Annotated in this window: 31 protein-coding genes; 23 read left to right on the forward strand and 8 right to left on the reverse strand. The window is 51.2% G+C overall.

Annotation, left to right across the window (positions count from 1 at the left end):
- Positions 1-233 precede the first annotated feature (233 nt).
- The 4 genes from fliD to amyA all read left to right on the forward strand — a co-directional run bounded on the left by fliD (position 234) and on the right by amyA (position 3,987).
- On the forward strand, positions 234-1,637 hold the full coding sequence (fliD, locus tag AACS05_RS13955) for a flagellar filament capping protein FliD (protein ID WP_045444303.1): 1,404 nt from the start codon (positions 234-236) through the stop codon (positions 1,635-1,637).
- Positions 1,638-1,652: 15 nt separating this feature from the next.
- Complete coding sequence (gene fliS, locus AACS05_RS13960) at positions 1,653-2,060, forward strand: flagellar export chaperone FliS (RefSeq protein ID WP_045444306.1); 408 nt, start codon at positions 1,653-1,655, stop codon at positions 2,058-2,060.
- Positions 2,060-2,428 (forward strand): flagella biosynthesis regulatory protein FliT, encoded by a 369-nt coding sequence (fliT, locus tag AACS05_RS13965; protein ID WP_045444309.1) that lies wholly within the window; start codon positions 2,060-2,062, stop codon positions 2,426-2,428. Before fliS ends, fliT begins: the two co-directional genes overlap by 1 nt.
- A gap of 71 nt (positions 2,429-2,499) precedes the next feature.
- Positions 2,500-3,987, forward strand: a complete 1,488-nt coding sequence (amyA, locus tag AACS05_RS13970) for an alpha-amylase (protein WP_045444312.1) — start codon at positions 2,500-2,502, stop codon at positions 3,985-3,987.
- A 39-nt stretch (positions 3,988-4,026) separates the two neighbouring features.
- Here the strand turns inward: amyA and yedD are convergent, their stop codons facing one another.
- Positions 4,027-4,440 (reverse strand): lipoprotein YedD, encoded by a 414-nt coding sequence (yedD, locus tag AACS05_RS13975; protein WP_045444315.1) that lies wholly within the window; start codon positions 4,438-4,440, stop codon positions 4,027-4,029.
- Between the two features lie 185 nt (positions 4,441-4,625).
- On the opposite strand from yedD, the gene yedE reads away from it, so the two are divergent.
- Together yedE and yedF are read left to right on the forward strand one after the other, a co-directional pair.
- Positions 4,626-5,831, forward strand: coding sequence for a selenium metabolism membrane protein YedE/FdhT (gene yedE, locus AACS05_RS13980; RefSeq protein WP_045444318.1), 1,206 nt, complete (start codon positions 4,626-4,628; stop codon positions 5,829-5,831).
- Positions 5,828-6,061, forward strand: coding sequence for a sulfurtransferase-like selenium metabolism protein YedF (yedF, locus tag AACS05_RS13985; protein WP_000790504.1), 234 nt, complete (start codon positions 5,828-5,830; stop codon positions 6,059-6,061). The genes yedE and yedF overlap by 4 nt, the downstream gene beginning before the upstream one ends.
- A 45-nt stretch (positions 6,062-6,106) precedes the next feature.
- On the opposite strand, the gene fliE is transcribed toward yedF, so the two are convergent.
- Complete coding sequence (gene fliE, locus AACS05_RS13990; protein WP_045444321.1) at positions 6,107-6,421, reverse strand: flagellar hook-basal body complex protein FliE; 315 nt, start codon at positions 6,419-6,421, stop codon at positions 6,107-6,109.
- Positions 6,422-6,637: 216 nt separating this feature from the next.
- Between fliE and fliF the strand changes: the two genes are divergently transcribed.
- The 14 genes from fliF to rcsA all read left to right on the forward strand — a co-directional run bounded on the left by fliF (position 6,638) and on the right by rcsA (position 18,140).
- Positions 6,638-8,317 carry a flagellar basal-body MS-ring/collar protein FliF gene (fliF, locus tag AACS05_RS13995; RefSeq protein WP_045444324.1) on the forward strand — a complete coding sequence of 560 codons (1,680 nt, stop codon included), beginning with the start codon at positions 6,638-6,640 and terminating at the stop codon, positions 8,315-8,317.
- Positions 8,310-9,305, forward strand: coding sequence for a flagellar motor switch protein FliG (fliG, locus tag AACS05_RS14000; RefSeq protein ID WP_045444327.1), 996 nt, complete (start codon positions 8,310-8,312; stop codon positions 9,303-9,305). Before fliF ends, fliG begins: the two co-directional genes overlap by 8 nt.
- Positions 9,298-10,005 carry a flagellar assembly protein FliH gene (gene fliH / locus AACS05_RS14005; protein ID WP_045444329.1) on the forward strand — a complete coding sequence of 236 codons (708 nt, stop codon included), beginning with the start codon at positions 9,298-9,300 and terminating at the stop codon, positions 10,003-10,005. The genes fliG and fliH overlap by 8 nt, the downstream gene beginning before the upstream one ends.
- Positions 10,005-11,375: a flagellar protein export ATPase FliI gene (gene fliI, locus AACS05_RS14010; RefSeq protein ID WP_045444331.1), complete on the forward strand. Its 1,371-nt coding sequence runs from the start codon at positions 10,005-10,007 to the stop codon at positions 11,373-11,375. The genes fliH and fliI overlap by 1 nt, the downstream gene beginning before the upstream one ends.
- A gap of 21 nt (positions 11,376-11,396) precedes the next feature.
- A complete protein-coding gene (gene fliJ, locus AACS05_RS14015; protein ID WP_045444334.1) occupies positions 11,397-11,840 on the forward strand; it encodes a flagellar export protein FliJ in 444 nt (147 codons plus the stop codon).
- Entirely contained in the window at positions 11,837-13,051 is a 1,215-nt protein-coding gene (gene fliK / locus AACS05_RS14020; RefSeq protein ID WP_045444337.1) for a flagellar hook length control protein FliK, read from the forward strand. The genes fliJ and fliK overlap by 4 nt, the downstream gene beginning before the upstream one ends.
- 104 nt (positions 13,052-13,155) lie before the next feature.
- Positions 13,156-13,623, forward strand: a complete 468-nt coding sequence (gene fliL / locus AACS05_RS14025) for a flagellar basal body-associated protein FliL (protein ID WP_045444339.1) — start codon at positions 13,156-13,158, stop codon at positions 13,621-13,623.
- Positions 13,624-13,627: 4 nt separating this feature from the next.
- Positions 13,628-14,632, forward strand: a complete 1,005-nt coding sequence (fliM, locus tag AACS05_RS14030) for a flagellar motor switch protein FliM (protein ID WP_045444342.1) — start codon at positions 13,628-13,630, stop codon at positions 14,630-14,632.
- A complete protein-coding gene (fliN, locus tag AACS05_RS14035) occupies positions 14,629-15,042 on the forward strand; it encodes a flagellar motor switch protein FliN (RefSeq protein WP_005127761.1) in 414 nt (137 codons plus the stop codon). Before fliM ends, fliN begins: the two co-directional genes overlap by 4 nt.
- Positions 15,042-15,419 (forward strand): flagellar biosynthetic protein FliO, encoded by a 378-nt coding sequence (fliO, locus tag AACS05_RS14040; RefSeq protein ID WP_136345466.1) that lies wholly within the window; start codon positions 15,042-15,044, stop codon positions 15,417-15,419. The genes fliN and fliO overlap by 1 nt, the downstream gene beginning before the upstream one ends.
- The gene (gene fliP / locus AACS05_RS14045; protein ID WP_045444346.1) at positions 15,419-16,156 is read left to right on the forward strand and encodes a flagellar type III secretion system pore protein FliP; all 738 of its coding nucleotides are present in this window, start codon (positions 15,419-15,421) and stop codon (positions 16,154-16,156) included. The genes fliO and fliP overlap by 1 nt, the downstream gene beginning before the upstream one ends.
- Positions 16,157-16,165: 9 nt before the next feature.
- The gene (gene fliQ / locus AACS05_RS14050) at positions 16,166-16,435 is read left to right on the forward strand and encodes a flagellar biosynthesis protein FliQ (RefSeq protein WP_045444349.1); all 270 of its coding nucleotides are present in this window, start codon (positions 16,166-16,168) and stop codon (positions 16,433-16,435) included.
- 8 nt (positions 16,436-16,443) lie between these two features.
- Entirely contained in the window at positions 16,444-17,238 is a 795-nt protein-coding gene (gene fliR, locus AACS05_RS14055) for a flagellar biosynthetic protein FliR (RefSeq protein WP_045444352.1), read from the forward strand.
- A gap of 278 nt (positions 17,239-17,516) precedes the next feature.
- Complete coding sequence (gene rcsA / locus AACS05_RS14060) at positions 17,517-18,140, forward strand: transcriptional regulator RcsA (RefSeq protein ID WP_045444355.1); 624 nt, start codon at positions 17,517-17,519, stop codon at positions 18,138-18,140.
- Positions 18,141-18,194: 54 nt separating this feature from the next.
- On the opposite strand, the gene dsrB is transcribed toward rcsA, so the two are convergent.
- Positions 18,195-18,383, reverse strand: coding sequence for a protein DsrB (dsrB, locus tag AACS05_RS14065; RefSeq protein ID WP_045444358.1), 189 nt, complete (start codon positions 18,381-18,383; stop codon positions 18,195-18,197).
- Positions 18,384-18,546: 163 nt separating this feature from the next.
- Here dsrB and yodD point away from each other — a divergent pair, with 163 nt between their 5' ends.
- A complete protein-coding gene (yodD, locus tag AACS05_RS14070) occupies positions 18,547-18,774 on the forward strand; it encodes a YodD family peroxide/acid resistance protein (protein ID WP_045444359.1) in 228 nt (75 codons plus the stop codon).
- Positions 18,775-18,980: 206 nt separating this feature from the next.
- On the opposite strand, the gene AACS05_RS14075 is transcribed toward yodD, so the two are convergent.
- Both AACS05_RS14075 and AACS05_RS14080 read right to left on the reverse strand, forming a co-directional pair.
- Complete coding sequence (locus AACS05_RS14075; RefSeq protein WP_045444360.1) at positions 18,981-19,163, reverse strand: YodC family protein; 183 nt, start codon at positions 19,161-19,163, stop codon at positions 18,981-18,983.
- A 77-nt stretch (positions 19,164-19,240) separates the two neighbouring features.
- On the reverse strand, positions 19,241-20,152 hold the full coding sequence (locus tag AACS05_RS14080; RefSeq protein WP_045444361.1) for a DUF808 domain-containing protein: 912 nt from the start codon (positions 20,150-20,152) through the stop codon (positions 19,241-19,243).
- Positions 20,153-20,330: 178 nt separating this feature from the next.
- Between AACS05_RS14080 and yedA the strand changes: the two genes are divergently transcribed.
- A complete protein-coding gene (yedA, locus tag AACS05_RS14085; RefSeq protein WP_045444362.1) occupies positions 20,331-21,251 on the forward strand; it encodes a drug/metabolite exporter YedA in 921 nt (306 codons plus the stop codon).
- On the opposite strand, the gene AACS05_RS14090 is transcribed toward yedA, so the two are convergent.
- The 3 genes from AACS05_RS14090 to AACS05_RS14100 all read right to left on the reverse strand — a co-directional run bounded on the left by AACS05_RS14090 (position 21,243) and on the right by AACS05_RS14100 (position 23,890).
- Positions 21,243-21,710 carry a very short patch repair endonuclease gene (locus AACS05_RS14090; RefSeq protein ID WP_045444365.1) on the reverse strand — a complete coding sequence of 156 codons (468 nt, stop codon included), beginning with the start codon at positions 21,708-21,710 and terminating at the stop codon, positions 21,243-21,245. The genes yedA and AACS05_RS14090 overlap by 9 nt on opposite strands.
- Positions 21,691-23,121, reverse strand: a complete 1,431-nt coding sequence (locus tag AACS05_RS14095; protein ID WP_045444366.1) for a DNA cytosine methyltransferase — start codon at positions 23,119-23,121, stop codon at positions 21,691-21,693. The genes AACS05_RS14090 and AACS05_RS14095 overlap by 20 nt, the downstream gene beginning before the upstream one ends.
- 73 nt (positions 23,122-23,194) lie before the next feature.
- On the reverse strand, positions 23,195-23,890 hold the full coding sequence (locus AACS05_RS14100) for a phosphohydrolase (RefSeq protein WP_045444368.1): 696 nt from the start codon (positions 23,888-23,890) through the stop codon (positions 23,195-23,197).
- A gap of 425 nt (positions 23,891-24,315) precedes the next feature.
- Between AACS05_RS14100 and ompC the strand changes: the two genes are divergently transcribed.
- Positions 24,316-25,431: porin OmpC (ompC, locus tag AACS05_RS14105; RefSeq protein ID WP_045444370.1), on the forward strand; the 1,116-nt coding region annotated here is incomplete at its 3' end.

The following is a 25,431-nucleotide window of genomic DNA, read 5'->3' on the forward strand; positions in this document are numbered from 1 at the left end:
ACTTGATGTTATTGGGCTGTTGCCCACGGTTTCTCACCGTAACCCATGTATCGGCACGTTAATTTCGAACTTTAGAAAATTTTCACTTTCCGCCCTCTTTTTTCTTAGCCCCTGAAATACCCTCTTTAATTGCCACTATTCTGCGCATTATTTTTGCAAAACTATTATTAAACTTTGCGCGCAGATTGCCGATAAAGCGCTTAACTACTGTTTGCAATCACAAGGAATTAGGCATGCCTTCATTTACATCACTGGGCGTTGGTTCGAACTTACCGCTGGATACATTGCTGACAAACTTAACGACGGCTGAGAAAAAGCGCTTAACGCCTATTACCCAGCAACAGAGCGCTAACACCTCGCGTCTTACCGCTTACGGCACGCTAAAAAGTGCATTAGAAAAATTTCAGACGGCGAATACCGCACTAAACAGCGCCGATCTGTTTAAAAGCACCACAGCCACCAGCAGCACAGAAGATTTAAAAGTCAGCACCAGCGCAGGTGCGGCTCCGGGTAAATATACCGTTAGCGTGACCCAACTGGCACAGGCGCAGTCGTTATCGACTACGTCAAAAATTACCTCTACCAAAGAACAGTTGGGCGATACCAGCGTTGATGAGCGCACTATTACGATCTCACAACCAGGCCGTAAAGAACCGCTGGAAATCAAGTTAGGCAAAGGCGAAACCTCTCTCGAAGATATCCGGGATGCCATTAACGATGCTGACAGTGGCATTTCTGCAAGCCTGGTAAAAGTGAAAGATGACGATTACCAGTTGGTATTAACCGCAGAGAGCGGCACCGAAAGCGAAATGACGATCTCGGTGTCGAATGATACGAAACTGAACGATTTACTGTCTTATGACAGCAAAGCCGGCAGCGGGAAGATGAAACAACTGGTCGGTGCGCAAAATGCACAGTTGACCGTCAACGGCATCGATATTGAACGTCAAAGCAATACCGTAACCGACGCACCGCAAGGCATCACGCTCCAACTGACTAAAGAAATCAAAGATGCTTCCATCACTGTCACAAAAAGTGATGAAAAGGCCACTGCCGCAATTAAGACCTGGGTGGATGCCTATAACTCGCTGGTCGATACCTTTGGCACGCTGACTAAATATAAAGAAGTTGAACCGGGTGAAGCAGCAAGTACGGATAACGGCGCACTGTTGGGTGACAGTGTTTTACGTACTATCCAAAACGGTATTCGTGCTCCATTTGCGAACAGTGGCAGCGAATCCCCGTTTAAAACCATGTCTGAGATTGGCATTACTCAGGACGGCGGCACCGGTAAGCTAAAAATTGATGAAGAGAAGCTGGCTAAAGCGCTGAAAGATAACACAGCAGCCACCCGCGAACTGCTGGTTGGCGATGGCAAAGAAACGGGGATTACCACCAAGATTGCCACTGAAGTAAAAAGCTATCTGGCTGATGACGGCATTATCGACAATGCGCAGGACAATATTAACGCCAATCTGAAACTGCTGACTAAGCAGTATCTGACTGTAAGTAATAGCATTGACGAAGTCGTGGCACGCTATAAAGCGCAGTTTACGCAACTGGACTCAATGATGAGCAAACTGAACAGCACCAGTACTTATCTGGGTCAACAATTTTCAGCGATGAATAATTCCTGATAACACGAGGTAAGCATGTATACCGCGAGCGGTACCAAAGCCTATGCACAGGTCAGTGTGGAGAGCGCCGTGATGAGCGCCAGTCCGCATCAGCTGATCGAAATGTTGTTTGATGGCGCGCACAGCGCCCTGGTGCGCGCTCGCCTGTTTATGCAGCAGGGTGATATCGTTGCCAAAGGTGAAGCGTTGAGCAAGGCGATCAATATTATCGACAATGGCCTGAAGGCAGGCCTGGACCATGAAAAAGGTGGGGAGCTCGCAACCCATCTGTCATCACTTTATGACTATATGGTTCGTCGTTTGTTGCACGCAAATCTGAACAATGATTGCCAGGCCATTGAAGAAGTCGAAGCATTGCTCGGCAATATTGCGGAAGCCTGGAAACAGATCTCACCCAACGCGTCGTCCCAGGAGTCCCGTTAATGACCTCAGCCGTGGAGTTTATCAACCGTTGGCAGCGCATCGCGCTACTCAGTCACTCGCTGCTGGAACTGGCGCAGCGCGGTGAATGGGACCTTTTACTGGAACAGGAAGTTAGCTATCTGCAAAGTATTGAAGTGGTCATGGAAGAAAAAACTCCACCAGGCATTACGCGAAGCGTTCAGGATCTGGTTGCCGGGTATATTAAACAGACGCTGGATAACGAACAGTTACTCAAAGCATTGCTGCAACAGCGGCTGGATGAACTCAGCGGTCTGATCGGTCAGTCAACCCGTCAGAAGACGCTGAATAACGCCTATGGTCGTCTTTCTGGCATGCTGCTGGTTCCCGACGCTCCAACCACCCCATAATAATTTCCCGTCTCGCCTGAATAATCTTCCATACTCCAGAGGTCGGCCAATCGACTTCTGGAGCACGGAAGATGAAAAATCCCACGTTATTGCAGTACTTCCACTGGTATTACCCTGATGGTGGTCACCTGTGGTCCGAACTTGCCGCACGCGCTGGCGGACTCAATGATATCGGCATCAATATGGTATGGCTTCCGCCCGCCTATAAAGGCGCTTCAGGCGGGTATTCTGTCGGTTACGACTCTTACGATCTGTTTGATCTGGGCGAGTTCGATCAAAAAGGCACCATCGCCACTAAATACGGCGATAAAAACCAACTGCTGGCGGCAATAGATGCACTGAAACACAACGATATTGCCGTCCTGCTGGACGTGGTGGTAAACCACAAAATGGGCGCGGATGAGAAAGAAGCAATCCGTGTCCAGCGCGTTAACGCCGAGGACCGCACGCAAATTGACGACGAGATCGTCGAATGTGAAGGCTGGACACGCTACACCTTCCCTGCCCGCGCGGGTCAGTATTCTCAATTCATCTGGGACTTTAAATGCTTCAGCGGCATCGATCACATTGAAAACCCGACCGAGGATGGCATTTTCAAAATCGTTAATGATTACACCGGTGAAGGCTGGAACGATCAGGTTGATGATGAATTAGGCAATTTTGACTATCTGATGGGCGAGAATATCGATTTCCGTAACCATGCAGTGACCGAAGAGCTCAAATACTGGGCACGTTGGGTGATGGATCAAACACATTGCGACGGCTTTCGCCTCGATGCGGTGAAGCACATTCCAGCCTGGTTTTATAAGGAGTGGATCGAACACGTGCAAGAGGTTGCGCCAAAGCCGCTGTTTATTGTCGCTGAATACTGGTCTCACGAAGTGGACAAACTACAAACCTATATCAACCAGGTGGAGGGGAAAACCATGCTTTTCGATGCCCCTTTGCAAATGAAGTTTCATGAAGCGTCCCGTCAGGGCCGCGATTATGATATGAGCCAGATATTCACCGACACGCTGGTTGAGGCCGACCCATTCCATGCGGTGACGTTAGTCGCCAATCACGATACCCAGCCGTTACAGGCGCTGGAAGCCCCCGTAGAGCCCTGGTTTAAACCGTTGGCCTACGCGCTGATCCTGTTGCGAGAAAATGGTGTACCGTCGGTTTTCTATCCCGATTTATACGGCGCGCACTACGAAGACACCGGAGGCGATGGCGAAACCTATCCTATCGACATGCCAATCATTGAACAGCTTGATGAGCTAATCCTGGCCCGCCAGCGCTTCGCCCATGGCATACAAACGTTGTATTTTGATCACCCCAACTGTATTGCTTTTAGCCGGAGCGGCACAGACGATGATCCGGGCTGCGTGGTAGTGCTGTCCAACGGTGATGATGGTGAAAAGACCATCGCGCTCGGCGTGAATTACGCCAATAAAACCTGGCGTGACTATCTGGGCAATCGAGAAGAAAGTGTGATGACAGACGAAAATGGCGAGGCGACGTTTTTCTGCAATGGCGGCAGCGTTAGCGTATGGGTGATTGAAGAGGTGTTGTAATGCACAACCCCGGTGGCGCGGGCTACCGGGGCACAAAGCTTATGGCAGCGGTGTAGCCAGTGGCGTTTTCTTTAACACCTCAGCACACTCCTGCGTTGGGCGATCAACTCGTTGCAGCGTCATGCCGTCGTATTCCAGCGTATTGCCTTCGCGGTCAATTTCATACAGCTCGCGCTTCGCCGTCACGTTGGTGAGATCGCCGGAGATCATTGTCAATTTCCCCGGAACGGCAATCACCCGCTGCCACTGGCGACAATCCAGCGTATCCCCCTCTTTAGTGACCACCAGACTGGCGATGGCTTCCGGACTCACCAGCGCACGCTGCGGACCTTTTGACTGCCAGTACCCTTCCAGACCGGCGGGGGCTGGCGTTTTCACCACGTCGTTATAATTTTCTACCTCGGCGCATCCGGCAAGGGCCAGCAACGCACCAATGATTGCTAATTTTTTCATCATTCATCCTGCATGCGAAGAAAGTGGGATTGTGGCATTAAACCCCTGATGTCGCCAGCCTTTCGGGTGTGCGGATAAATATTGATCCAGGCAATAATACTTCTTATTACTAATAGTCAAAAATTCTGAACGGTGTAGTATCCACAACTCTTGTTAAATACCTTCTGAGTTCAGAGGCAAAACGCATGTCATGGCAACACTTCAAACAGGCCTGGTTAATTAAATTTTGGGCCCCTGCCCCTGCGGTCATCGCGGCGGGTATTCTCTCCACTTACTATTTCGGCATTACGGGTACCTTCTGGGCCGTTACCGGTGAATTCACCCGCTGGGGTGGTCAAATCCTGCAACTGTTTGGCATTCACGCCGAAGAGTGGGGATACTACAAACTGATCCACCTCGAAGGCTCTCCGCTGACCCGCATCGACGGGATGATGATCCTCGGTATGTTCGGTGGCTGCTTTGCCGCAGCGCTGTGGGCCAACAACGTTAAATTACGCATGCCTCGTAGCCGGGTACGTATTATGCAGGCGATTATCGGTGGGATGATTGCCGGTTTCGGCGCACGTCTGGCCATGGGTTGTAACCTTGCTGCGTTTTTCACCGGTATTCCGCAGTTCTCACTGCATGCCTGGTTCTTCGCACTGGCTACGGCGATTGGTTCATGGTTCGGCGCGCGCTTTACCCTGTTACCAATGTTTCGTATTCCGGTCAAAATGCAGAAAGTGTCCGCGGCATCACCGTTAACGCAAAAACCAGAGCAGGCTCGTCGCCGCTTTCGCCTTGGTATGCTGGTGTTTATCGGCATGATCGGTTGGGCGCTGCTGACGGCAATGGATAAACCCAAGCTCGGGCTTGCCATGCTGTTCGGTGTTGGTTTTGGCCTGCTGATTGAACGGGCGCAAATCTGTTTTACCTCGGCCTTCCGCGATCTGTGGATTTCCGGGCGCACCCATATGGCAAAAGCGATCATCTTCGGGATGGCGGTCAGCGCCATCGGTATTTTCAGCTATGTACAACTGGGCGTCGAGCCGAAGATCATGTGGGCAGGTCCCAACGCAGTGATCGGTGGCTTACTGTTTGGCTTTGGGATCGTGCTGGCTGGCGGCTGTGAAACTGGCTGGATGTACCGAGCAGTTGAGGGTCAGGTGCACTACTGGTGGGTCGGTCTGGGTAACGTTATCGGCTCTACCATTCTGGCGTACTACTGGGATGACTTTGCTCCTGCACTTGCCACCAGTTGGGATAAAGTGAATCTGCTTAATACCTTTGGTCCACTCGGTGGCCTGCTGGTGACTTATCTGCTGTTGTTTGCCGCGCTGATGCTGATCATTGGCTGGGAAAAACGCTTCTTCCGCCGTGCCGGGCTGACGCTGGCTAAGGAATCCGCATGAAAAATATCGTCCCTGATTACCGCCTCGACATGGTTGGTGAACCGTGCCCATACCCGGCCGTTGCAACGCTGGAGGCGATGCCACAGTTGAAGAAAGGTGAAATTCTGGAAGTGGTGAGCGATTGCCCGCAGTCGATCAACAATATCCCACTGGATGCCCGTAATCACGGATATACAGTTCTGGATATTCAGCAGGATGGCCCAACGATTCGCTATCTGATTCAGAAGTAACGTTATTCTCCCGTTGCGTCGTGCAGCGGGAGATTTTTCAGCTCACTACACCTGCATGCTCATCACTTCCTGGTACGCCGATACCAGTTTGTTTCGCACCTGAATGCCCATTTGCATTGAGACCGACGCTTTTTGCATATCGGTCATCACATCATTCAACGCAATACCGGGTTCGCCCAGAGTAAATTTTTCTGCCTGCACGCGAGAGGCAGTTTGCACATCGCTGATTCGGTCTAACGCCGCATGCAGCTGACCGGCAAAGCTCACGGTTGGTTGTGGCTGCATATCCTGCATTTTCGCTGACGTCGCCGTAGCCTGTAGCTGGCTGATGACCCCTTCAATCCCCTGTATTGCCGACATACTGATCCCCTGGATGTTTTTTTACTTAGCAGAGATTACCAGCTCGTCAATAAGATAAAGGCGCTAAATAACGATAAAAAACCTCGGTTTTTGGCGCATAGAAAAATGAGAAACCGCAAATAATGAGACCGTCAATTTTTCGAGTTTGCTGACCCGGGAGTGAGTCTTGTTCCACTTTGCAAAAAACGCCGTCCACGATAATCCACGAGGTGCGAGATGAGTGCGACAGCATCGACTGCAACCCAACTTAAACCTCTCGAGTGGTTAAATCGCCTGCGCGCGAATCCCAGAATTCCTCTGATTGTGGCGGGTGCTGCCGCCGTCGCTATTATTGTGGCGATGGTCCTGTGGGCCAAAGCGCCTGATTACCGCACACTGTTCAGCAACCTTTCCGATCAGGACGGCGGCGCAATCGTCACCCAACTGACGCAGATGAACGTTCCCTATCGTTTCACCGAGGGAAGCGGCGCTATTGAAGTCCCTGCTGATAAAGTCCATGAACTGCGTTTGCGCCTGGCGCAGCAAGGCCTGCCGAAAGGTGGCGCGGTGGGCTTTGAGCTGCTGGATCAGGAAAAATTTGGCATCAGCCAGTTTAGCGAGCAAGTGAACTACCAGCGTGCGCTGGAAGGCGAGCTGGCCCGTACCATTGAAACTTTGGGACCGGTCAAACGCGCCCGTGTTCACCTGGCGATGCCAAAACCTTCGCTGTTCGTACGTGAGCAAAAATCACCTTCTGCCTCTGTCACCGTGAATCTTGAACCGGGACGGGCGCTTGATGAAGGTCAAATTAGCGCGGTAACACACCTGGTTTCCAGTGCCGTCGCGGGTTTGCCGCCTGGCAACGTCACGCTGGTCGATCAGGCGGGTCATCTGTTAACCCAGTCGAATACCAGCAGCCGCGATCTGAACGATGCGCAGTTGAAATATGCCAGCGATGTTGAAAGTCGTGTTCAGCGTCGTATTGAATCGATCCTGTCCCCTATCGTCGGGAACGGTAACGTCCACGCGCAGGTTACCGCACAGCTGGATTTTGCCAGCAAAGAGCAAACCGAAGAGCAGTACAGTCCGAACGGCGATGAGTCGCAGGCGGTACTGCGTTCACGTCAGTTGAACGTCAGCGAGCAGATAGGTAGTGGGTATCCTGGCGGAGTTCCAGGAGCGTTGTCTAATCAGCCAGCCCCGGCTAATACCGCACCAATCGCTACGCCACCGGCTAATCAGCAAAATGCACAGAATGCACAAACGACGCAGACGGCCAATAACGCCAACACTAGCCCGCGTAATACCCAGCGCAATGAGACCAGCAACTACGAAGTCGACCGTACCATTCGTCACACCAAGATGAATGTGGGCGATGTGCAACGCCTCTCCGTAGCGGTCGTGGTCAACTATAAAACGTTGCCGGATGGCAAGCCCCTGCCGTTAACCGCTGATCAGATGAAACAAATTGAGGACCTGACCCGCGAAGCTATGGGCTTCTCCGATAAACGCGGCGATACCCTCAACGTGGTGAATTCACCCTTCACGGCGACAGACGAAACAGGCGGAGAATTACCGTTCTGGCAGCAGCAGTCCTTTATTGAACAGCTGATGGTTGCCGGACGTTGGTTACTGGTTCTGCTGGTTGCCTGGATCCTGTGGCGTAAAGCAGTACGTCCGCAACTCCTGCGTCGCAGCGAAGAGGCGAAAGCCGCGAACGAGCAGACGCGAGTCCGTCAGGAAACCGAAGAAGCGGTAGAAGTTCGTCTCAGCAAAGATGAGCAGACCCAGCAACGTCGTACGAATCAGCGTCTGGGTGCAGAAGTCATGAGCCAGCGTATTCGCGAAATGTCAGATAACGATCCGCGCGTCGTGGCGCTGGTCATCCGCCAGTGGATAAATAACGAACATGAGTAATCTTAGCGGCACCGATAAAAGCGTCATTTTACTGATGACCATTGGCGAAGATCGCGCGGCTGAGGTGTTTAAGCACCTTTCCACGCGCGAAGTTCAGGCACTCAGTACGGCGATGGCCAATGTCCGGCAGATCTCCAATAAGCAATTGACGGATGTACTGGCCGAGTTTGAGCAAGAAGCAGAACAGTTCGCGGCGCTGAACATCAACGCTAACGAATACCTGCGTTCTGTCCTGGTGAAAGCGCTGGGCGAAGAACGTGCCTCCAGCCTGCTGGAAGATATTCTGGAAACTCGCGATACCACCAGCGGCATTGAAACGCTCAACTTTATGGAGCCACAAAGCGCCGCCGACCTTATCCGCGACGAACACCCGCAGATCATTGCCACTATTCTGGTACACCTCAAACGTGGTCAGGCTGCCGATATTCTGGCGCTGTTTGACGAACGTTTACGCCACGATGTGATGCTGCGTATTGCCACCTTCGGCGGCGTGCAACCTGCCGCACTGGCTGAGCTGACCGAAGTACTGAACGGCCTGCTCGACGGTCAGAACCTCAAACGCAGCAAAATGGGCGGCGTGAGAACAGCAGCAGAAATTATCAACCTGATGAAAACACAGCAGGAAGAAGCAGTTATTACCGCCGTACGCGAATTCGACGGCGAGCTGGCGCAGAAAATTATCGACGAGATGTTCCTGTTCGAAAACCTGGTGGATGTCGACGATCGCAGCATCCAGCGTCTGCTGCAGGAAGTGGATTCCGAATCGCTGTTGATCGCCCTGAAAGGTGCCGAACAGCCGCTGCGCGAGAAGTTCCTGCGCAATATGTCGCAGCGTGCCGCCGATATCCTGCGCGACGACCTCGCCAACCGCGGTCCGGTTCGTTTGTCTCAGGTGGAAAACGAACAGAAAGCCATTCTGCTTATTGTGCGTCGCCTGGCAGAAACCGGCGAAATGGTGATCGGCAGCGGCGAGGATACCTATGTCTAACGAACTGCCATGGAAAGTCTGGACACCGGACGATCTCGCACCGCCAATGGCGGAGTTTGTACTGGCCGAACACAGCGATGATCCGCTGTCCGAAGAGGCAGAAGAGCCACAGCTATCTGCTGAGCAGCAGCTTGAACAACAGCTGGCGCAGATGCAGCTCCAGGCCCATGAGCAGGGGTATAACGCCGGTCTGGCTGAAGGTCGACAGAAAGGACATGAGCAGGGTTATCAGGATGGTTTAGCACAGGGTCTGGAACAAGGTCAGAACCAGGCCCGCGCTCAGCATGCGCCGATTCATGCCCGCATGCAGCAACTGGTGAGCGAGTTTCAAAATACGCTGGATGCGCTGGACAGCGTGATCGCCTCACGCCTGATGCAGATGGCGCTGGAGGCAGCACGTCAGGTTATTGGTCAGACACCGATTGTCGATAACGCCGCGCTGATTAAACAAATCCAGCAGTTGTTACAACAAGAGCCGCTGTTCAGCGGTAAGCCGCAGTTACGCGTACACCCGGACGATCTCCAGCGTGTAGAAGAGATGCTGGGCGCGACCCTTAGCCTGCACGGTTGGCGGCTACGCGGCGACCCTACTTTGCACCATGGCGGGTGCAAAGTGTCGGCCGACGAAGGCGATCTTGACGCCAGCGTTGCTACACGCTGGCAAGAACTTTGCCGCCTGGCAGCACCAGGAGTCGTGTAATGACAACGCGCCTGACTCGCTGGCTCAATACGCTGGATAACTTCGAAGAGAAAATGTCGCTGCTACCGTCTGTGCGTCGCTACGGACGCCTGACCCGTGCAACGGGGCTGGTACTGGAGGCTACAGGCTTACAACTGCCGCTGGGCGCAACCTGCGTCATTGAGCGTCAGGAAGGTACTGAAACTCAGGAAGTTGAAAGCGAGGTAGTGGGCTTTAACGGCCAACGGCTGTTTCTGATGCCGCTCGAAGAAGTTGAAGGCGTTCTGCCCGGTGCACGCGTTTACGCGAAAAACATTGCAGGTGAAGGACTGCAAAGCGGAAAACAATTGCCGCTTGGCCCGGCCCTGTTGGGGCGTGTTCTCGACGGCAGCGGTAAACCGCTCGATGGCCTGCCTGCTCCCGATACTACGGAAACCGGTGCGTTAATCACGCCACCGTTTAACCCGCTGCAACGTACCGCGATTGAACACGTGCTGGATACCGGAGTGCGCCCCATCAATGCGCTGTTAACCGTTGGACGAGGTCAGCGTATGGGGCTTTTCGCCGGTTCCGGCGTCGGTAAAAGTGTCCTGCTCGGCATGATGGCACGTTACACCCAGGCCGATGTTATCGTCGTTGGCCTGATAGGCGAACGTGGTCGCGAAGTTAAAGACTTTATCGAAAATATTCTCGGGGCTGACGGTCGCGCACGCTCCGTGGTGATTGCCGCTCCGGCGGATGTGTCCCCGCTGTTGCGTATGCAGGGTGCCGCTTATGCCACACGCATTGCCGAAGATTTTCGCGATCGCGGTCAGCACGTGCTGCTGATTATGGATTCCCTCACCCGCTACGCGATGGCGCAGCGTGAGATTGCTCTGGCTATCGGCGAACCGCCCGCGACCAAAGGCTATCCGCCATCGGTGTTTGCGAAATTGCCTGCGCTGGTGGAACGTGCCGGGAACGGTATTCACGGCGGCGGTTCAGTTACCGCATTTTATACCGTACTGACCGAGGGCGATGACCAGCAGGATCCGATAGCCGACTCCGCCCGTGCGATCCTTGACGGACACATTGTCCTGTCTCGTCATCTGGCTGAAGCTGGCCACTATCCGGCAATAGATATCGAGGCGTCAATCAGCCGCGCAATGACCGCGCTCATCAGTGAAAAACACTATGCGCGGGTGCGTAACTTTAAACAGCTACTGTCCAGTTTCCAGCGTAACCGCGATTTAGTCAGCGTGGGCGCGTATGCCAAAGGCAGCGATCCGATGCTGGATAAAGCCATCGCCTTGTGGCCGCAACTGGAAGCATTTTTACAGCAAGGCATCTTTGAACGAGCCGACTGGGAAGACTCCCTGCAGGCTTTGGATCTGATTTTCCCTGGGGTGTGATAAAGCAGGAGAACATAGGTCATGGCACAACATGGTGCGCTGGCAACGCTGAAAGACCTGGCTGAAAAAGAGGTAGATGACGCCGCGATTCTTTTGGGAGAAATGCGTCGTGGATGTCAGCAGGCGGAAGAACAGTTGAAGATGCTGATCGATTATCAGCATGAGTACCGTACCAATCTTAATAGCGATATGGGTCAGGGTATTACCAGTAACCGCTGGATTAACTACCAGCAATTTATTCAAACGCTGGAAAAAGCGATTGAACAGCATCGCCAACAGCTTAATCAGTGGACGCAGAAAGTTGACCAGGCGCTCAACAGCTGGCGCGATAAAAAGCAACGGCTTCAGGCATGGCAGACTCTGCAGGACAGACAGACCACGGCGGCCTTACTGGCTGAAAACCGACTGGATCAGAAGAAAATGGATGAATTTGCTCAGCGTGCAGCTATGAGGAAACCCGAATGATTACTTTGCCCCAACTGATCACCACCGACACCGACGTAGCCGCAGGTCTTCAGTCAGGAAAAGCGGTAGATTCACCCGAGGATTTTTTAGCTCTGCTGGCTGGCGCACTTGGCGCGGGCGACGCGCAGAGTAAAGATGCACCACTGTCCCTTGCGGATTTACAGGCGGCAGGAAGCAAACTGCAAAAGGGATTGCTGCAAAAAAATGGCGACACCACGCAAACAGCAAAGCTAGCCGACCTCCTGGCACAAAAAGAGGTGCAGGCAGATGCCACGCTGGGCGATTTGACTGACGCACAGCAACTGCTGTCAGCACTTACCCCGTCGCTGAAAGTCAATGCCCTGTCAACGTTGAGCAAGGCCGCCCAACAGGACGAAAAAACGACAACGCTGAGCGATGAAGATCTCGCCAAGCTGAGTGCGCTGTTCGCCATGCTGCCAGGTCAACCAGCCGTTACGCCAGCCGCTGACACACCGACTGCACCGGCCGATACCGCCCTGACCACCCTGTTACGCGGCAATGCGCACGGTGCTAATGGGGATAATACCGCGGCGCTCGCAGCAGGTGACATGAAAAAAGGTAAAACGGATACCGCAGTACACACCAGTGGCGTTGATCAGGCCAGTAATCCGACATTAACACCGTTGGCGGCTGCCGCTGCTGCCAGAACTGAGATCGAGAGCGCCCCCTCGCCAACGACCGCGAGTGTAGCAATAGCACCGCCGGTTGGCAGCCAAACACACGCGCAGCCACTGCCCACAGCCGCACCGGTATTGAGCGCGCCATTGGGTAGCCACGAATGGCAGCAATCGCTGAGCCAGCACGTTACGTTGTTCACACGTCAGGGCCAGCAAAGCGCCGAACTGCGTCTGCATCCGCAGGATTTGGGTCAGGTACAAATTTCTCTCAAGCTCGATGACAACATGGCGCAGTTGCAAATGATGTCGCCGCATAGCCATGTTCGAGCGGCACTGGAAGCGGCATTACCGATGCTGCGCACTCAGTTGGCTGAAAGCGGGATCCAGTTGGGGCAAAGTAGCATCAGCAGCGAAAGTTTTGCCGGTCAACAGCAGTCATCTGCCCAGCAGCAACAGACTGGTCGTGCCCACGGGCAAGATCTTTTTGCCTCCGAAGATGACGCAATGATGGCAGCACCGGCCTCGTTGCAAGCCATTGCGCGCGGTGATGGCGCAGTAGACATCTTCGCCTAACGCCAGAGGTAGCATGATTATCCGCGTCTTTTCCACGCTTTGTCGTGGACAGGACACGGGATAATCAGCCCATAAGCTGTACCGAAACAGGAAGCCCGTATCTGATGACTGACTCCGCGATTAACAAAAAGAGTAAACGCGCTATTTGGATCCCTCTGCTGGTGTTAATTACCCTCGCCGCCTGCGCAACTGCGGGATATAGCTACTGGCGCATGCAGCAGCAGCCGTCCGCCAGCGTCAAAGCGGAACCAGCCCCACCGCCGGCCCCGGTATTTTTTGCACTGGATACGTTTACCGTCAATCTGGGCGATGCGGATCGCGTGTTGTATATCGGCGTTACGCTACGCATGAAAGACGAAGCTACGCGCGCACGTCTTAACGAATATCTACCGGAAGTACGCAGCCGTTTACTGCTGCTGTTTTCTCGTCAGAATGCCGCCACGCTCTCCACTGAGGAAGGCAAGCAACAACTGATTGCCGCCATCAAAGAGACACTCGCGACTCCGCTCGTTGTCGGGCAACCAAAACAGGTTGTCACCGACGTTCTTTATACAGCTTTTATTCTGCGGTAAAGACATGGGCGACAGTATTCTTTCTCAGGCTGAAATTGACGCATTGCTTAACGGCGATAGCGAAACTAAAGACGAACCCATTTCCGGTATTGCAAACGAAAGCAATATTCGTCCGTATGATCCCAATACGCAACGCCGCGTAGTACGTGAGCGTTTGCAAGCGCTGGAGATTATTAACGAACGTTTTGCGCGCCAGTTCCGGATGGGGTTATTTAACCTGCTACGCCGTAGCCCGGATATTACCGTGGGTGCGATCCGTATCCAGCCATATCACGAGTTTGCGCGTAACTTACCGGTTCCGACCAACCTGAACTTAATCCACCTGAAACCACTACGCGGTACGGGTCTGGTGGTGTTCTCGCCAAGTCTGGTGTTTATCGCCGTCGATAACCTGTTCGGCGGTGATGGTCGTTTCCCGACAAAAGTGGAAGGGCGCGAGTTTACCCATACTGAACAGCGCGTGATCAATCGCATGCTGAAGCTGGCGCTGGAAAGCTACAGCGACGCATGGAAAGCGATCAACCCGTTGGAAGTGGAGTACGTTCGTTCCGAGATGCAGGTGAAGTTTACCAATATCACCACATCACCCAATGACATCGTCGTGAATACGCCCTTCCATGTTGAGATTGGCAACCTGACCGGTGAATTTAACATCTGTCTGCCATTCAGCATGATTGAACCTTTACGCGAACTACTGGTTAACCCGCCGCTGGAAAACTCGCGTAATGAAGATCAGAACTGGCGCAATAATCTGGTGCGTCAGGTTCAGCATTCTGAGCTGGAGCTGGTGGCAAACTTTGCCGACATTCCGCTGCGGCTATCCCAGATTTTAAAGCTGAAACCCGGCGATGTACTGCCGATTGAAAAACCCGACCGCATTATTGCTCATGTGGACGGCGTGCCTGTGCTGACCAGCCAATATGGCACCGTAAACGGTCAGTATGCGTTACGCGTAGAACATTTGATAAACCCGATTTTGAATTCGCTGAATGAGGAACAGCCCAAATGAGTGATATGAATAATCCGTCCGATGAGAACACTGGCGCATTGGACGATCTGTGGGCTGACGCGTTAAACGAGCAAAAAACAACCACAACTAAAAGTGCGGCCGATGCAGTATTTCAGCAGCTAGGCGGTGGCGACGTCAGCGGTGCTCTGCAGGATATCGATCTGATCATGGATATTCCGGTCAAACTGACCGTCGAACTGGGGCGCACGCGCATGACCATTAAAGAGCTGCTGCGTCTGACGCAGGGTTCCGTCGTTGCACTGGACGGCCTGGCGGGGGAACCGCTGGATATTCTGATCAACGGTTATCTAATTGCCCAGGGCGAAGTCGTCGTTGTCGCGGATAAATACGGTGTACGTATCACCGATATTATTACGCCGTCTGAACGTATGCGCCGTCTGAGTCGTTAATGATGAATACCCAGGCCACTGTTTCTCAGCCAGCCGCTGTATCCGGATCTCCGTTGGTACAGGTAAGTGGCGCGCTGCTCGGGATCATCGTGTTGATCCTGGCGGCAGCCTGGGTCATTAAACGTCTGGGATTTGCACCGAAAGGGACCGGTACGCGAGGGCTAAAAGTCTCGGCCAGCACTTCATTAGGTCCGCGCGAGCGCGTGGTCATTGTTGAGGTCGAGGATGCGCGCCTGGTGCTGGGCGTCACTGCATCACAGATAAACGTACTGCACACCCTCCCCCCTGCGCCCATTATTGCAGAAGAAAAACCGGCCTCCCCTGCGGATTTCCAGGCCATGATGAAGAGTTTGCTCAAGCGTCCCGGGAGATCCTGATGCGCCGTTTGTTTTCCCTCACGCTGGTAGGCTTGTGGTTGATCAGCCCTGCCGCCTTCGCCCAGCTTCCTGGCCTTGTCAGCCAACCGTTGCCCGGCGGAGGTCAGAGCTGGTCTTTGCCTGTACAAACGCTGGTGTTTATCACCTCCCTGACGTTCCTGCCCGCTATTTTACTGATGATGACCAGCTTCACCCGCATCATCATCGTATTCGGTCTGTTGCGTAACGCGCTGGGAACACCATCCGCCCCACCCAACCAGGTTCTGCTCGGACTGGCGCTGTTTCTGACTTTTTTCATCATGTCTCCGGTGATCGACAAAATCTACGTTGACGCGTATCAACCGTTCAGCGAAGAGAAGATCTCCATGCAGGAAGCAATGGAGAAAGGTGCTCAGCCGTTGCGTGAATTTATGCTACGCCAGACCCGTGAAGCTGACCTGGCGTTATTTGCGCGCCTGGCAAACAGCGGACCGTTACAGGGACCGGAAGCGGTTTCCATGCGTATTTTGCTTCCCGCTTACGTCACCAGTGAACTGAAAACAGCATTTCAGATAGGTTTTACTATTTTCATTCCCTTCCTGATCATCGATCTGGTTATCGCCAGCGTACTGATGGCGCTCGGGATGATGATGGTGCCACCTGCCACCATTGCGCTGCCATTTAAGCTGATGTTGTTTGTGCTGGTTGATGGCTGGCAGTTGCTTGTCGGCTCGCTTGCACAAAGCTTTTACAGTTAGAGGCGCGAAATGACTCCTGAATCGGTCATGATGATGGGCACAGAGGCAATGAAAGTTGCCCTTGCCCTCGCCGCACCTTTGCTGCTGGTGGCTCTCGTCACGGGGCTTATCATCAGTATTCTGCAAGCAGCAACCCAGATTAACGAAATGACGCTGTCCTTCATTCCCAAAATCGTCGCCGTCTTTATTGCCATCATCGTTGCCGGCCCATGGATGCTTAACCTGTTGCTCGACTACGTACGTACGTTGTTCGGCAATATCCCCTATATCATCGGGTAGACAACACTATGCTGCAGGTGACCAGCGTTGAGTGGCTCCACTGGCTGAATCTTTACTTCTGGCCACTGCTGCGCGTGCTGGCGCTCATTTCTACAGCACCAATTCTCAGTGAGCGTGCGATACCCAAACGGGTGAAACTGGGGTTGGGACTGATGATAACCATTGTTATCGCCCCGTCACTTCCCTCGATTGACGTCCCCATTTTTTCCGCCGGGGCGTTATGGCTGGCGATGCAGCAAATCCTGATCGGTATCGCGTTAGGATTCACTATGCAGTTTGCATTTGCCGCGGTTCGTACAGCCGGTGAATTAATCGGCCTGCAAATGGGCCTTTCCTTCGCCACCTTCTTCGACCCAGGAAGTCGTCTGAATATGCCTGTGCTGGCAAGACTGATGGATATGCTCGCAATGTTGCTGTTTTTGACCTTTAACGGTCACTTATGGCTGATCTCACTGCTGGTAGATACCTTTCATACCCTGCCCATAGGGGGCAATCCGGTTAACAGTAATGCGTTTCTCGCCCTCGCCCGCGCAGGCAGCTTAATCTTCCTCAACGGACTGATGCTTGCCCTGCCGGTAATGACCTTGTTGCTTACCCTCAACCTCGCACTCGGATTACTAAATCGTATGGCGCCACAGTTGTCGGTATTTGTGATTGGCTTTCCGCTGACCCTGACCGTGGGTATTTCATTAATGGCCGCCCTAATGCCATTAATTGCACCGTTTTGTGAGCGATTATTCAGTGAAATTTTTAATTTGTTGGCCGATATCGTCAGCGAAATGCCTGTAAATAATAGTCCATAACTTTTATCCTGTTTTACTAAGGATTGTCTTAAATTTATAAACCAACAACATCCACCAGGATATATCTGTCGCGGTTTATTTGTTTTAGCCTCACTCACATATCGCAACATTTACTTTACTTTAAGATGTTTCCTGGCAAATTATACTCAACTTTACGGGATAGTAATTTCGCCTGAAAAACAGCGAAAGCGTCATCTTGGGTAGTTATTATTCCGTTTAGTTGTGATGCAATAATCAGGTAAGGGGAATTATCGTTACGCATTGAGTGAGGGTATGCCATGTCAACGATTATTATGGATCTATGCAGTTACACCCGGTTAGGGTTGACCGGGTATCTGGTAAGTCGGGGGGTGAGGAAAAGGGAAATCAACGATATTTCAACCGTTGACGAACTCCGCATCGCCTGCGAATCACTGCACCCTGCTGTGGTGTTTATTAATGAGGACTGTTTCATCCACGATCCAGATAACAGTCAGCAAATAAAGCAAATCATTAATCAACATCCCAGTACATTATTTATTGTGTTTATGGCAATTGCCAACGTACATTTTGATGAGTATCTCTTAGTAAGAAAAAATTTATTGATTAGTTCTAAATCGATTAAGCCCGATTCACTGGATGAACTTCTTGGCGATATTCTGAAAAAGGAAGTCGATATTGTCGTTGATGTAAAACTGCCGACATTATCATTAAGTCGCACCGAATCCAGTATGCTACGTATGTGGATGGCGGGTCAGGGAACAATTCAGATTTCCGATCAAATGAATATCAAGGCAAAGACGGTGTCATCCCATAAGGGGAATATAAAAAGGAAGATTAAGACGCATAATAAGCAGGTTATCTATCACGTCGTTCGACTCACCGATAACGTCACCAACGGGATCTTTGTGAATATGCGGTAAAACGTTCTGACTGGTGGATATTCCACCAGTCAGAATAAACCCGAAAGACTTACATCACTCCAGTTTTTCCACAAAGATACCATCCTGATGTCCTGACTCATTAAAGAACCAGATACCGAGCGGGTAGTCTTCCAGCGAAACCAGGTACATTGTGCCTTCACTAAACTCTTCGATTGCCAGTACCACGCCCGGTCGACGAGGTCCGCCGTCCGTTTTGACTGTAACCCGATCATTCACCTTCATAGTTTTCCTCCTGTGGCTTTGTGCCAGTGTAGAACAAATTCCTTTTTCTGGCAGCGCCTGGCGCGTGTGATTGCGGGTTTTCTCGACGGTCTATACTTAAGTAGCGTGCATCAGAGGTTTTGCGGCGCGCGCCCGATATCCGTAACGGTTGAGAGGTATGAGGATGAAAACCGCGAAAGAGTACAGCGATACGGCCAAACGCGAAGTCGGCGTCGATGTGGACGCTTTGCTGAAGGCAATCAACGAAATCTGCGAGAGCGAAATTCACCGAAGCCACGATGACCCGGAACGCGTTAGCGTTGACGGTCGTGATTACCACACATGGCATGAACTGGCTGAAGCGTTCGAGCTTGATATCCATGATTTCAGCGTGTCTGAGATCAATCGCTGACTATGGGCGAAAAAAATCCCGGCCCTTATCGGGTCGGGATCAAGCTTGCTTATGCAAGAAGCACTTGAAAATTCGTTACACCAGGAAATCTGATGTGTTGGCAACCTTATCTGCAATTTTTTTGTCTGACAAGTAAATAATTCTCACTAAAATGATAAATATAACTAATGATTGAGATATCACCGGGTTACGTTTGAGCGATATATTCAGATTTCCTGGCTAAGCGGTCTTCGTTCACCGGACACCAGTTCATCTTCGCGGAACGCCTCCCGCTTGACGCCAAAGCCGTCGTACCAGCGACACTCCACCATACCGCTGGCATACCCGGTAACGATCATACGTGGGCCGCCCTCTTTCGCGGTAACTTCCTCACTGACAGAAAAGACCATACCTGCCCCCTGTATCAAGAGAAACCTTTTCACCTTAGACGACAAAGAGCAGTTTTGCGTAACCAACCACAGAACATTTAGTGCGAAACACCGCGCAATTTTGCCACCATTTTCACCAACAGCACCACGATACCGCCAATGATGAAACCGAGGACGAGGTTAAGCAGGGTCGGAAGCATAAGCGCGATAAATGCGCTTTGCTGCTGCGAAAAATGTTCAATCGCATGATGTAACGGCGCAATGCCGTGCACCACAATTCCGCCACCCACCAGAAACATCGCCAGAGTACCGACTACGGACAACGTTTTCATAAGCCAGGGCGCGACTACCAGCAACCCTTTACCTGTCAACTGCGCGAGGGTACTGGTCTTTTCTACCAGCCAGTATCCGATGTCATCAAGCTTGACGATAATGCCAACCAGGCCGTACACGCCAATAGTCACCGCTAAGGCGATACCAGAAAGTACCAGCACCTGATTCAGCAAAGGTGCATCCGCCACAATACCTAAAGTAATCGCGACAATCTCAGCAGATAAAATAAAGTCGGTACGCACGGCCCCTTTGATTTTATCTTTCTCAAAGGTCAGTGGATCCTGCGCCGCAAGGGTGGCAAGACGTTGCTGACGTTCCTCAGGGGTTTCCTGGTGCTTGCGGGCTTCCAGAGTATGAAGGACTTTCTCCACTCCTTCGAAGCAGAGAAACGCCCCGCCAATCATAAGTAACGGCGTGATAGCCCAGGGTATGAAAGCACTGATCAACAACGCCAACGGCACGAGGATAACTTTGTTGACGAAAGATCCTTTTGCCACGCTCCATACAACCGGAAGCTCGCGGTTAGCGCGTACCCCCGACACTTGCTGCGCATTGAGCGACAGGTCGTCCCCCAACACTCCCGCTGTTTTTTTCGCGGCCAGTTTTCCCATCATGGAGATATCGTCGAGAAGCGTGGCGATATCATCAAGTAAAGTGAGTAAGCTACTTCCTGCCAAAATTTTTACCCTCAATATTATTTTTTTGCAGTCGTAAGTATGAAGTAAAACACGTAATGCTGAAACCGGCCTTTCTGGTCAACAATTATTTAACAACAGCGGACAATTATAAATCTCGCCAGCAAGATAGTTTTGACGTTTACTATGTTGCACCTTTTTATTTCCACCGTGAGGGATTATGCGTTTCAGGCAATTGTTACCACTTTTCAGTGCGCTGTTCGCGCTGTATATCATTTGGGGTTCCACGTACTTCGTTATCCGTATCGGTGTTGAAAGCTGGCCGCCGTTGATGATGGCTGGCGTGCGTTTTCTCTCTGCGGGAATTCTATTAACTGCGTTTTTACTTATTCGCGGTCATAAGCTGCCGCCTTTACGCCCGCTCCTTAATGCCGCGCTGATCGGTATTCTGCTGCTGGCAGTGGGTAATGGTCTGGTTACCGTCGCAGAACACCAAAATGTCCCTTCCGGCATCGCTGCCGTGGTAGTCGCCACGGTTCCACTGTTTACTCTTTGCTTTAGTTATTTTTTTGGTATCAAAACGCGCAAACTGGAATGGATGGGGATTGCTATCGGACTGGCAGGGATCATCATGCTCAACAGCGGGGGAAATCTGAGTGGCAATCCGTGGGGGGCAGTGTTAATTCTAATCGGCTCGATGAGCTGGGCATTTGGCTCCGTATACGGCTCACGCATAACCTTACCCGTCGGCATGATGGCTGGTGCGATTGAAATGTTAGCCGCGGGTATTGTGCTGATGTGCGCATCGCTTCTCAGCGGAGAAAAATTAACCACTATGCCATCACTTTCCGGCTTTATGGCGGTGGCTTACCTGGCCCTGTTTGGCTCTATCATCGCCATCAACGCTTATATGTACCTTATCCGCAATGTTAGCCCAGCCCTGGCGACCAGTTACGCTTACGTCAATCCTGTGGTGGCTGTGTTGCTAGGAACAGGTCTGGGCGGTGAAAGCCTGGCGCTCATCGAGTGGTTGGCTCTGGGCGTGATAGTTTTCGCGGTAATACTGGTGACACTGGGTAAATACCTTTTTCCCGCCAGGGCCGACGCTGTCGCGGCTCCATCGGAAAAGTCCTTACAGTAAATGAATGCCAAGAGTGTCAATCTGCGCGGTGGAGCCACCGCCGCAGATCCACTCAATAACGCGTTCCGACAGTGCCTCATCCGCGAGTTTTTTTCGTCCCCGTAACGCGCATTCCCAGACAATCAGTACACGCCAGCCTTGCGCCTGTAGCTTTTCGCGATCCCGTCCGTCACGCTCGACATTCTTGCTTATTTTATCCAGCCAGAAGGCTGTTCGGGTGGCTGGCGTCTTAAACAAATAACAGTTGTGGTGATGCCAGAAACAGCCATGGGTGAAAATCACGCACTGATAGTCATCCACGACAAAATCAGGGCGACCCGGTAACGCAGCATCCTGAACGCGAAAAGTAACTCCCTGCTCTGTCAACACGCTGGCCAGTCTTTTTTCAATAGCCGTATCGCGGGTGGCGATTGCCCGCATATTTTTACTGCGTGTTGCTTTATCGTGAACGTCTGCCATGCAGATTCTCTTTTTCTCGCATCGCAACGGCCTGTTTGATTTTTGGCTCCAGCAGTCTGGCAACCGCTGCGAATGCAGGGACGACCACCGAGTTACCAAACTGACGATAGGCCTGGGTATCTGACACCGGAATTCGGAACTGATATCCCTGAGGTGATTCAAATCCCATCAGACGCGCGCACTCTCTGGGCGTTAGTCTGCGTGGACGGTGCAACTGATTCTTGGGATCGTCGAAATCTTTTTCCCCCAGCGCCATGTCCCAGCCACGATCAATCAGGATTTCCGCCCCGTCTTTGTAATAGCGTGCAGATAGTGTGCGCGTCACGGTATCCGGGTTGTCGGGATACACCATGCCGTAACCAAACCCATTTCCGCGCGCCTGATGCTTTTTCGCATAACGATAGAGATATTTCCACAGCACTGGCGTCAGTACATATTTCGCATCAACCGTCGGCTCAAGTAGTTCCGCCAGCGTAAGACGTCGCTGCGGGTAGCGGGTAACAATATTGCGCAGCGTAAAGTCTGTTTTCAAATTCAGACAGCGTCGAAAACCAACGAGCACAATACGTTCGCGATGCTGGGGCAAAAAATGTTTTCCATCGATGATTTTGGGATCATCCGGTCCGTTATCCGCCGCATCCGCTACGTCATAACCCAGTTCATCCAGCGTCTGCATAATGATACGAAACGTTTTTCCCTGGTCATGACTCTTCAAGTTTTTGACATTTTCGAGCACAAATATAGCCGGACGTCGCGCATCAATAATTCGGACGACATCAAAAAATAGCGTGCCTTGTGTATCGCAGGCAAAACCGTGAGCACGACCTAACGCATTTTTCTTTGATACGCCAGCCAGAGAGAACGGCTGACAAGGAAAACCCGCCAGCAGCACATCATGCTCAGGAACATGCTGGCGAATATGTTCTGCTGCCTGTTGATCACTCACCCCTTCATGGTGACTGAGCGTGATATCGCGAATATCTTCATTAAAGTAATGTTGATTCGGATCGCAATAGTTGTTCGCTTTGTAAGTTCGTACCGCATGCTTGTTCCACTCGCTGGTAAAAACACACTGTCCGCCTATTGCTTCAAAACCTCGGCGAATGCCACCAATTCCGGCAAAAAGATCGATAAAACGAAAAGCATAATGTGGATGATGCGCGGGCGGCGTGGGAAGCAAAGTCTTCAGATGAGCAAGTTCATTATCGCTAAGGCGATGCCATGTCTCATTCGCAACTACGCGCTTAAAGATTGCCGGGCTCCAGTGATTCTCGCCAATCTCATTAAGATGAGCGACCAGCGTTTTTACGTCGTAGATCTCAAGCAACTTCACCAAAATCGCCTGCGCGGCGGTCCCGGTATCATCTGTCATCAGGTTCATGGTGCCTGCTACTGAAAATTTTTCCTGCATACGTTTAACCGGCCGAAATGGATGGTCGACAGGTTAACATAAAATAGAGGTGTTGACGTTTTGACTGTTATGTCTACTGATTTGATGTAAAGGGTTGAATAGCAGCGAGATCCAGCATTTCATATTCCCCTTTCAGCTCTGCGCTTAATTTCGCCATATAGGTCAGCAAAAAGTCAGCATTATGTTGTGCCAGATGCCGTCCTTGCTCAGTTTGCATCGTCATCGGTAACGTCAGCAATTTGGTCTGAAAATGGTCAAGCGCATATTGCTTATCGTCTGGAGTACGGTGTCGGGCAAAAGGATCTTCCGCGTCAAACAATGCTACGCCCAATGCGCCCGAAACAGCAAACACACGTGCTAAACCGATGGCCCCTAAAGCTTCAAGTCTGTCAGCATCCTGGACAATTTTAGCTTCAATTGTCTCAGGCGTGATTTTTGCGCTAAAGCTGTGCGCTTCAATGGCGTGACTCACCGCTGGTAAATGGTCTTCAGGAAAATCAGGAAAATCTTGAACCAACACACGGCGCGTCTCCTGTGCGGCCAACACTGACGAACGATGACGGTCAGGATGGTTTTTCGACAAGCTGACAAGATCATGGAAATAGCAGGCTGTCAGAACCACCAACCAGTCAATCTCTGCACCATTACCCAGCTTTTGCGACGTCATCCACACGCGTCGAAAATGAAAAATGTCATGCGCAGCATCTTGTCCCAAGTGATTTTTGCGTAACCACGCTTCAAACTGCGACTGCCAGTATTGTAAATCCACGTTAACGCTCTCAGCAGAAAGAAAACTACCTTAACAATAAAAGTCATCACAGACCACATACAGTTGTGTTCTTTATAAGAAGTAATTACTACATAGCATCAAAGAATGAATACAACCAAGTTTACAATATGACATGGCAACAATATGCGATTAAAGAAATCATTCCTTACGCACATAATATATAAAATCACCATGATTAAAATATACCCATAACATCATGAAAACATACATTTAAATATTTAATAAAACAATAAGGCACATATTAAATAGTTATCAAAAAACCAAACGGAAACATATTGAAATATTTAAAATATATTTGTTACATGTTATCTTTTAAATCAATCGAACTTAATAGAATAGTATCTAAATGTAGTTACTGGATAGAGCTACATATTCTTATCAATTATTATTAAAGGAAATATATAATGAAAAGAAAAGTTTTGGCATTACTTCTTCCTGCGTTATTAGCTGCCGGCGCAGCAAATGCTGCTGAAATCTATAATAAGAATGGCAATAAACTCGACGTGTACGGCAAAGTTGATGGTCTGCGTTATTTTTCTAATGATGCAGGCAGTGACGGTGATCAGACCTATGCGCGTCTTGGCTTTAAAGGTGAAACCCAGATCAACGATATGATGACGGGCTACGGTCAGTGGGAATACCACATTCAGGCCAACGGCCCCGAAAGCGATCACGGTGATTCCTGGACTCGTCTGGCCTTTGCCGGTTTAGGCTTCGGTCAGAATGGTACCTTCGACTATGGTCGTAATTACGGTGTAGTCTACGACGTTGAAGCGTGGACCGATATGCTGCCAGAGTTTGGTGGTGATACCTACGCCCAGACCGATGTTTACATGACAGGGCGTACCAACGGCGTTGCAACCTACCGTAACAATGGCTTCTTTGGTCAGGTTGATGGTCTGAACTTTGCGCTGCAATATCAGGGTAATAATGAAGGGCACAGCGCAAATCAGGAAGGTTCTGGTAATGGCAATAGTCGTAAACTGGCTAAACAAAATGGCGATGGTTATGGCATGTCCGCCTCTTATGACTTTGACTTCGGTTTAAGCATGGGTGCTGCCTATTCCAGTTCAGATCGTACAAATGATCAGGTTGCAAAAAGCAACCGCAATGACAAATCCAGCATTACTGCGGGCGGCGATACAGCTGACGCATGGACTGTTGGTACTAAATACGATGCGAATGATGTTTACCTGGCGGCAATGTATGCTGAAACTCGCAATATGACCTCATATGGCAACAGTGACGGTATCGCGAATAAAACGCAGAACTTTGAAATCACAGCCCAGTATCAGTTTGACTTTGGTCTGCGCCCTTCCGTTTCCTACCTGTTGTCTAAAGGTAAGGACTTAGGTGGTCAGGGCGTTTATAATAACCGTGGTATCGCTCAGTACACCGACAAAGATCTGGTGAAATATGTCGACGTCGGTGCGACTTACTACTTCAACAAAAATATGTCCACCTACGTTGATTATAAAATCAACCTGCTGGATGAAGACGATCAGTTCTACGCCGATAAC

It is taken from the genome of Citrobacter sp. S-77 (assembly GCF_963864895.1).
Lineage (GTDB): Bacteria > Pseudomonadota > Gammaproteobacteria > Enterobacterales > Enterobacteriaceae > Citrobacter > Citrobacter murliniae.

Excerpts from the sequence above, each read along its gene's own strand:
- fliD (WP_045444303.1), top strand. The coding sequence starts at position 234 with ATGCCTTCATTTACATCACTGGGCGTTGGTTCGAACTTACCGCTGGAT.
- fliS (WP_045444306.1), top strand. The coding sequence starts at position 1,653 with ATGTATACCGCGAGCGGTACCAAAGCCTATGCACAGGTCAGTGTGGAG.
- fliT (WP_045444309.1), top strand. The coding sequence starts at position 2,060 with ATGACCTCAGCCGTGGAGTTTATCAACCGTTGGCAGCGCATCGCGCTA.
- amyA (WP_045444312.1), top strand. The coding sequence starts at position 2,500 with ATGAAAAATCCCACGTTATTGCAGTACTTCCACTGGTATTACCCTGAT.
- yedD (WP_045444315.1), bottom strand. The coding sequence starts at position 4,440 with ATGAAAAAATTAGCAATCATTGGTGCGTTGCTGGCCCTTGCCGGATGC.
- yedE (WP_045444318.1), top strand. The coding sequence starts at position 4,626 with ATGTCATGGCAACACTTCAAACAGGCCTGGTTAATTAAATTTTGGGCC.
- yedF (WP_000790504.1), top strand. The coding sequence starts at position 5,828 with ATGAAAAATATCGTCCCTGATTACCGCCTCGACATGGTTGGTGAACCG.
- fliE (WP_045444321.1), bottom strand. The coding sequence starts at position 6,421 with ATGTCGGCAATACAGGGGATTGAAGGGGTCATCAGCCAGCTACAGGCT.
- fliF (WP_045444324.1), top strand. The coding sequence starts at position 6,638 with ATGAGTGCGACAGCATCGACTGCAACCCAACTTAAACCTCTCGAGTGG.
- fliG (WP_045444327.1), top strand. The coding sequence starts at position 8,310 with ATGAGTAATCTTAGCGGCACCGATAAAAGCGTCATTTTACTGATGACC.
- fliH (WP_045444329.1), top strand. The coding sequence starts at position 9,298 with ATGTCTAACGAACTGCCATGGAAAGTCTGGACACCGGACGATCTCGCA.
- fliI (WP_045444331.1), top strand. The coding sequence starts at position 10,005 with ATGACAACGCGCCTGACTCGCTGGCTCAATACGCTGGATAACTTCGAA.
- fliJ (WP_045444334.1), top strand. The coding sequence starts at position 11,397 with ATGGCACAACATGGTGCGCTGGCAACGCTGAAAGACCTGGCTGAAAAA.
- fliK (WP_045444337.1), top strand. The coding sequence starts at position 11,837 with ATGATTACTTTGCCCCAACTGATCACCACCGACACCGACGTAGCCGCA.
- fliL (WP_045444339.1), top strand. The coding sequence starts at position 13,156 with ATGACTGACTCCGCGATTAACAAAAAGAGTAAACGCGCTATTTGGATC.
- fliM (WP_045444342.1), top strand. The coding sequence starts at position 13,628 with ATGGGCGACAGTATTCTTTCTCAGGCTGAAATTGACGCATTGCTTAAC.
- fliN (WP_005127761.1), top strand. The coding sequence starts at position 14,629 with ATGAGTGATATGAATAATCCGTCCGATGAGAACACTGGCGCATTGGAC.
- fliO (WP_136345466.1), top strand. The coding sequence starts at position 15,042 with ATGATGAATACCCAGGCCACTGTTTCTCAGCCAGCCGCTGTATCCGGA.
- fliP (WP_045444346.1), top strand. The coding sequence starts at position 15,419 with ATGCGCCGTTTGTTTTCCCTCACGCTGGTAGGCTTGTGGTTGATCAGC.
- fliQ (WP_045444349.1), top strand. The coding sequence starts at position 16,166 with ATGACTCCTGAATCGGTCATGATGATGGGCACAGAGGCAATGAAAGTT.
- fliR (WP_045444352.1), top strand. The coding sequence starts at position 16,444 with ATGCTGCAGGTGACCAGCGTTGAGTGGCTCCACTGGCTGAATCTTTAC.
- rcsA (WP_045444355.1), top strand. The coding sequence starts at position 17,517 with ATGTCAACGATTATTATGGATCTATGCAGTTACACCCGGTTAGGGTTG.
- dsrB (WP_045444358.1), bottom strand. The coding sequence starts at position 18,383 with ATGAAGGTGAATGATCGGGTTACAGTCAAAACGGACGGCGGACCTCGT.
- yodD (WP_045444359.1), top strand. The coding sequence starts at position 18,547 with ATGAAAACCGCGAAAGAGTACAGCGATACGGCCAAACGCGAAGTCGGC.
- AACS05_RS14075 (WP_045444360.1), bottom strand. The coding sequence starts at position 19,163 with ATGGTCTTTTCTGTCAGTGAGGAAGTTACCGCGAAAGAGGGCGGCCCA.
- yedA (WP_045444362.1), top strand. The coding sequence starts at position 20,331 with ATGCGTTTCAGGCAATTGTTACCACTTTTCAGTGCGCTGTTCGCGCTG.
- AACS05_RS14090 (WP_045444365.1), bottom strand. The coding sequence starts at position 21,710 with ATGGCAGACGTTCACGATAAAGCAACACGCAGTAAAAATATGCGGGCA.
- AACS05_RS14095 (WP_045444366.1), bottom strand. The coding sequence starts at position 23,121 with ATGCAGGAAAAATTTTCAGTAGCAGGCACCATGAACCTGATGACAGAT.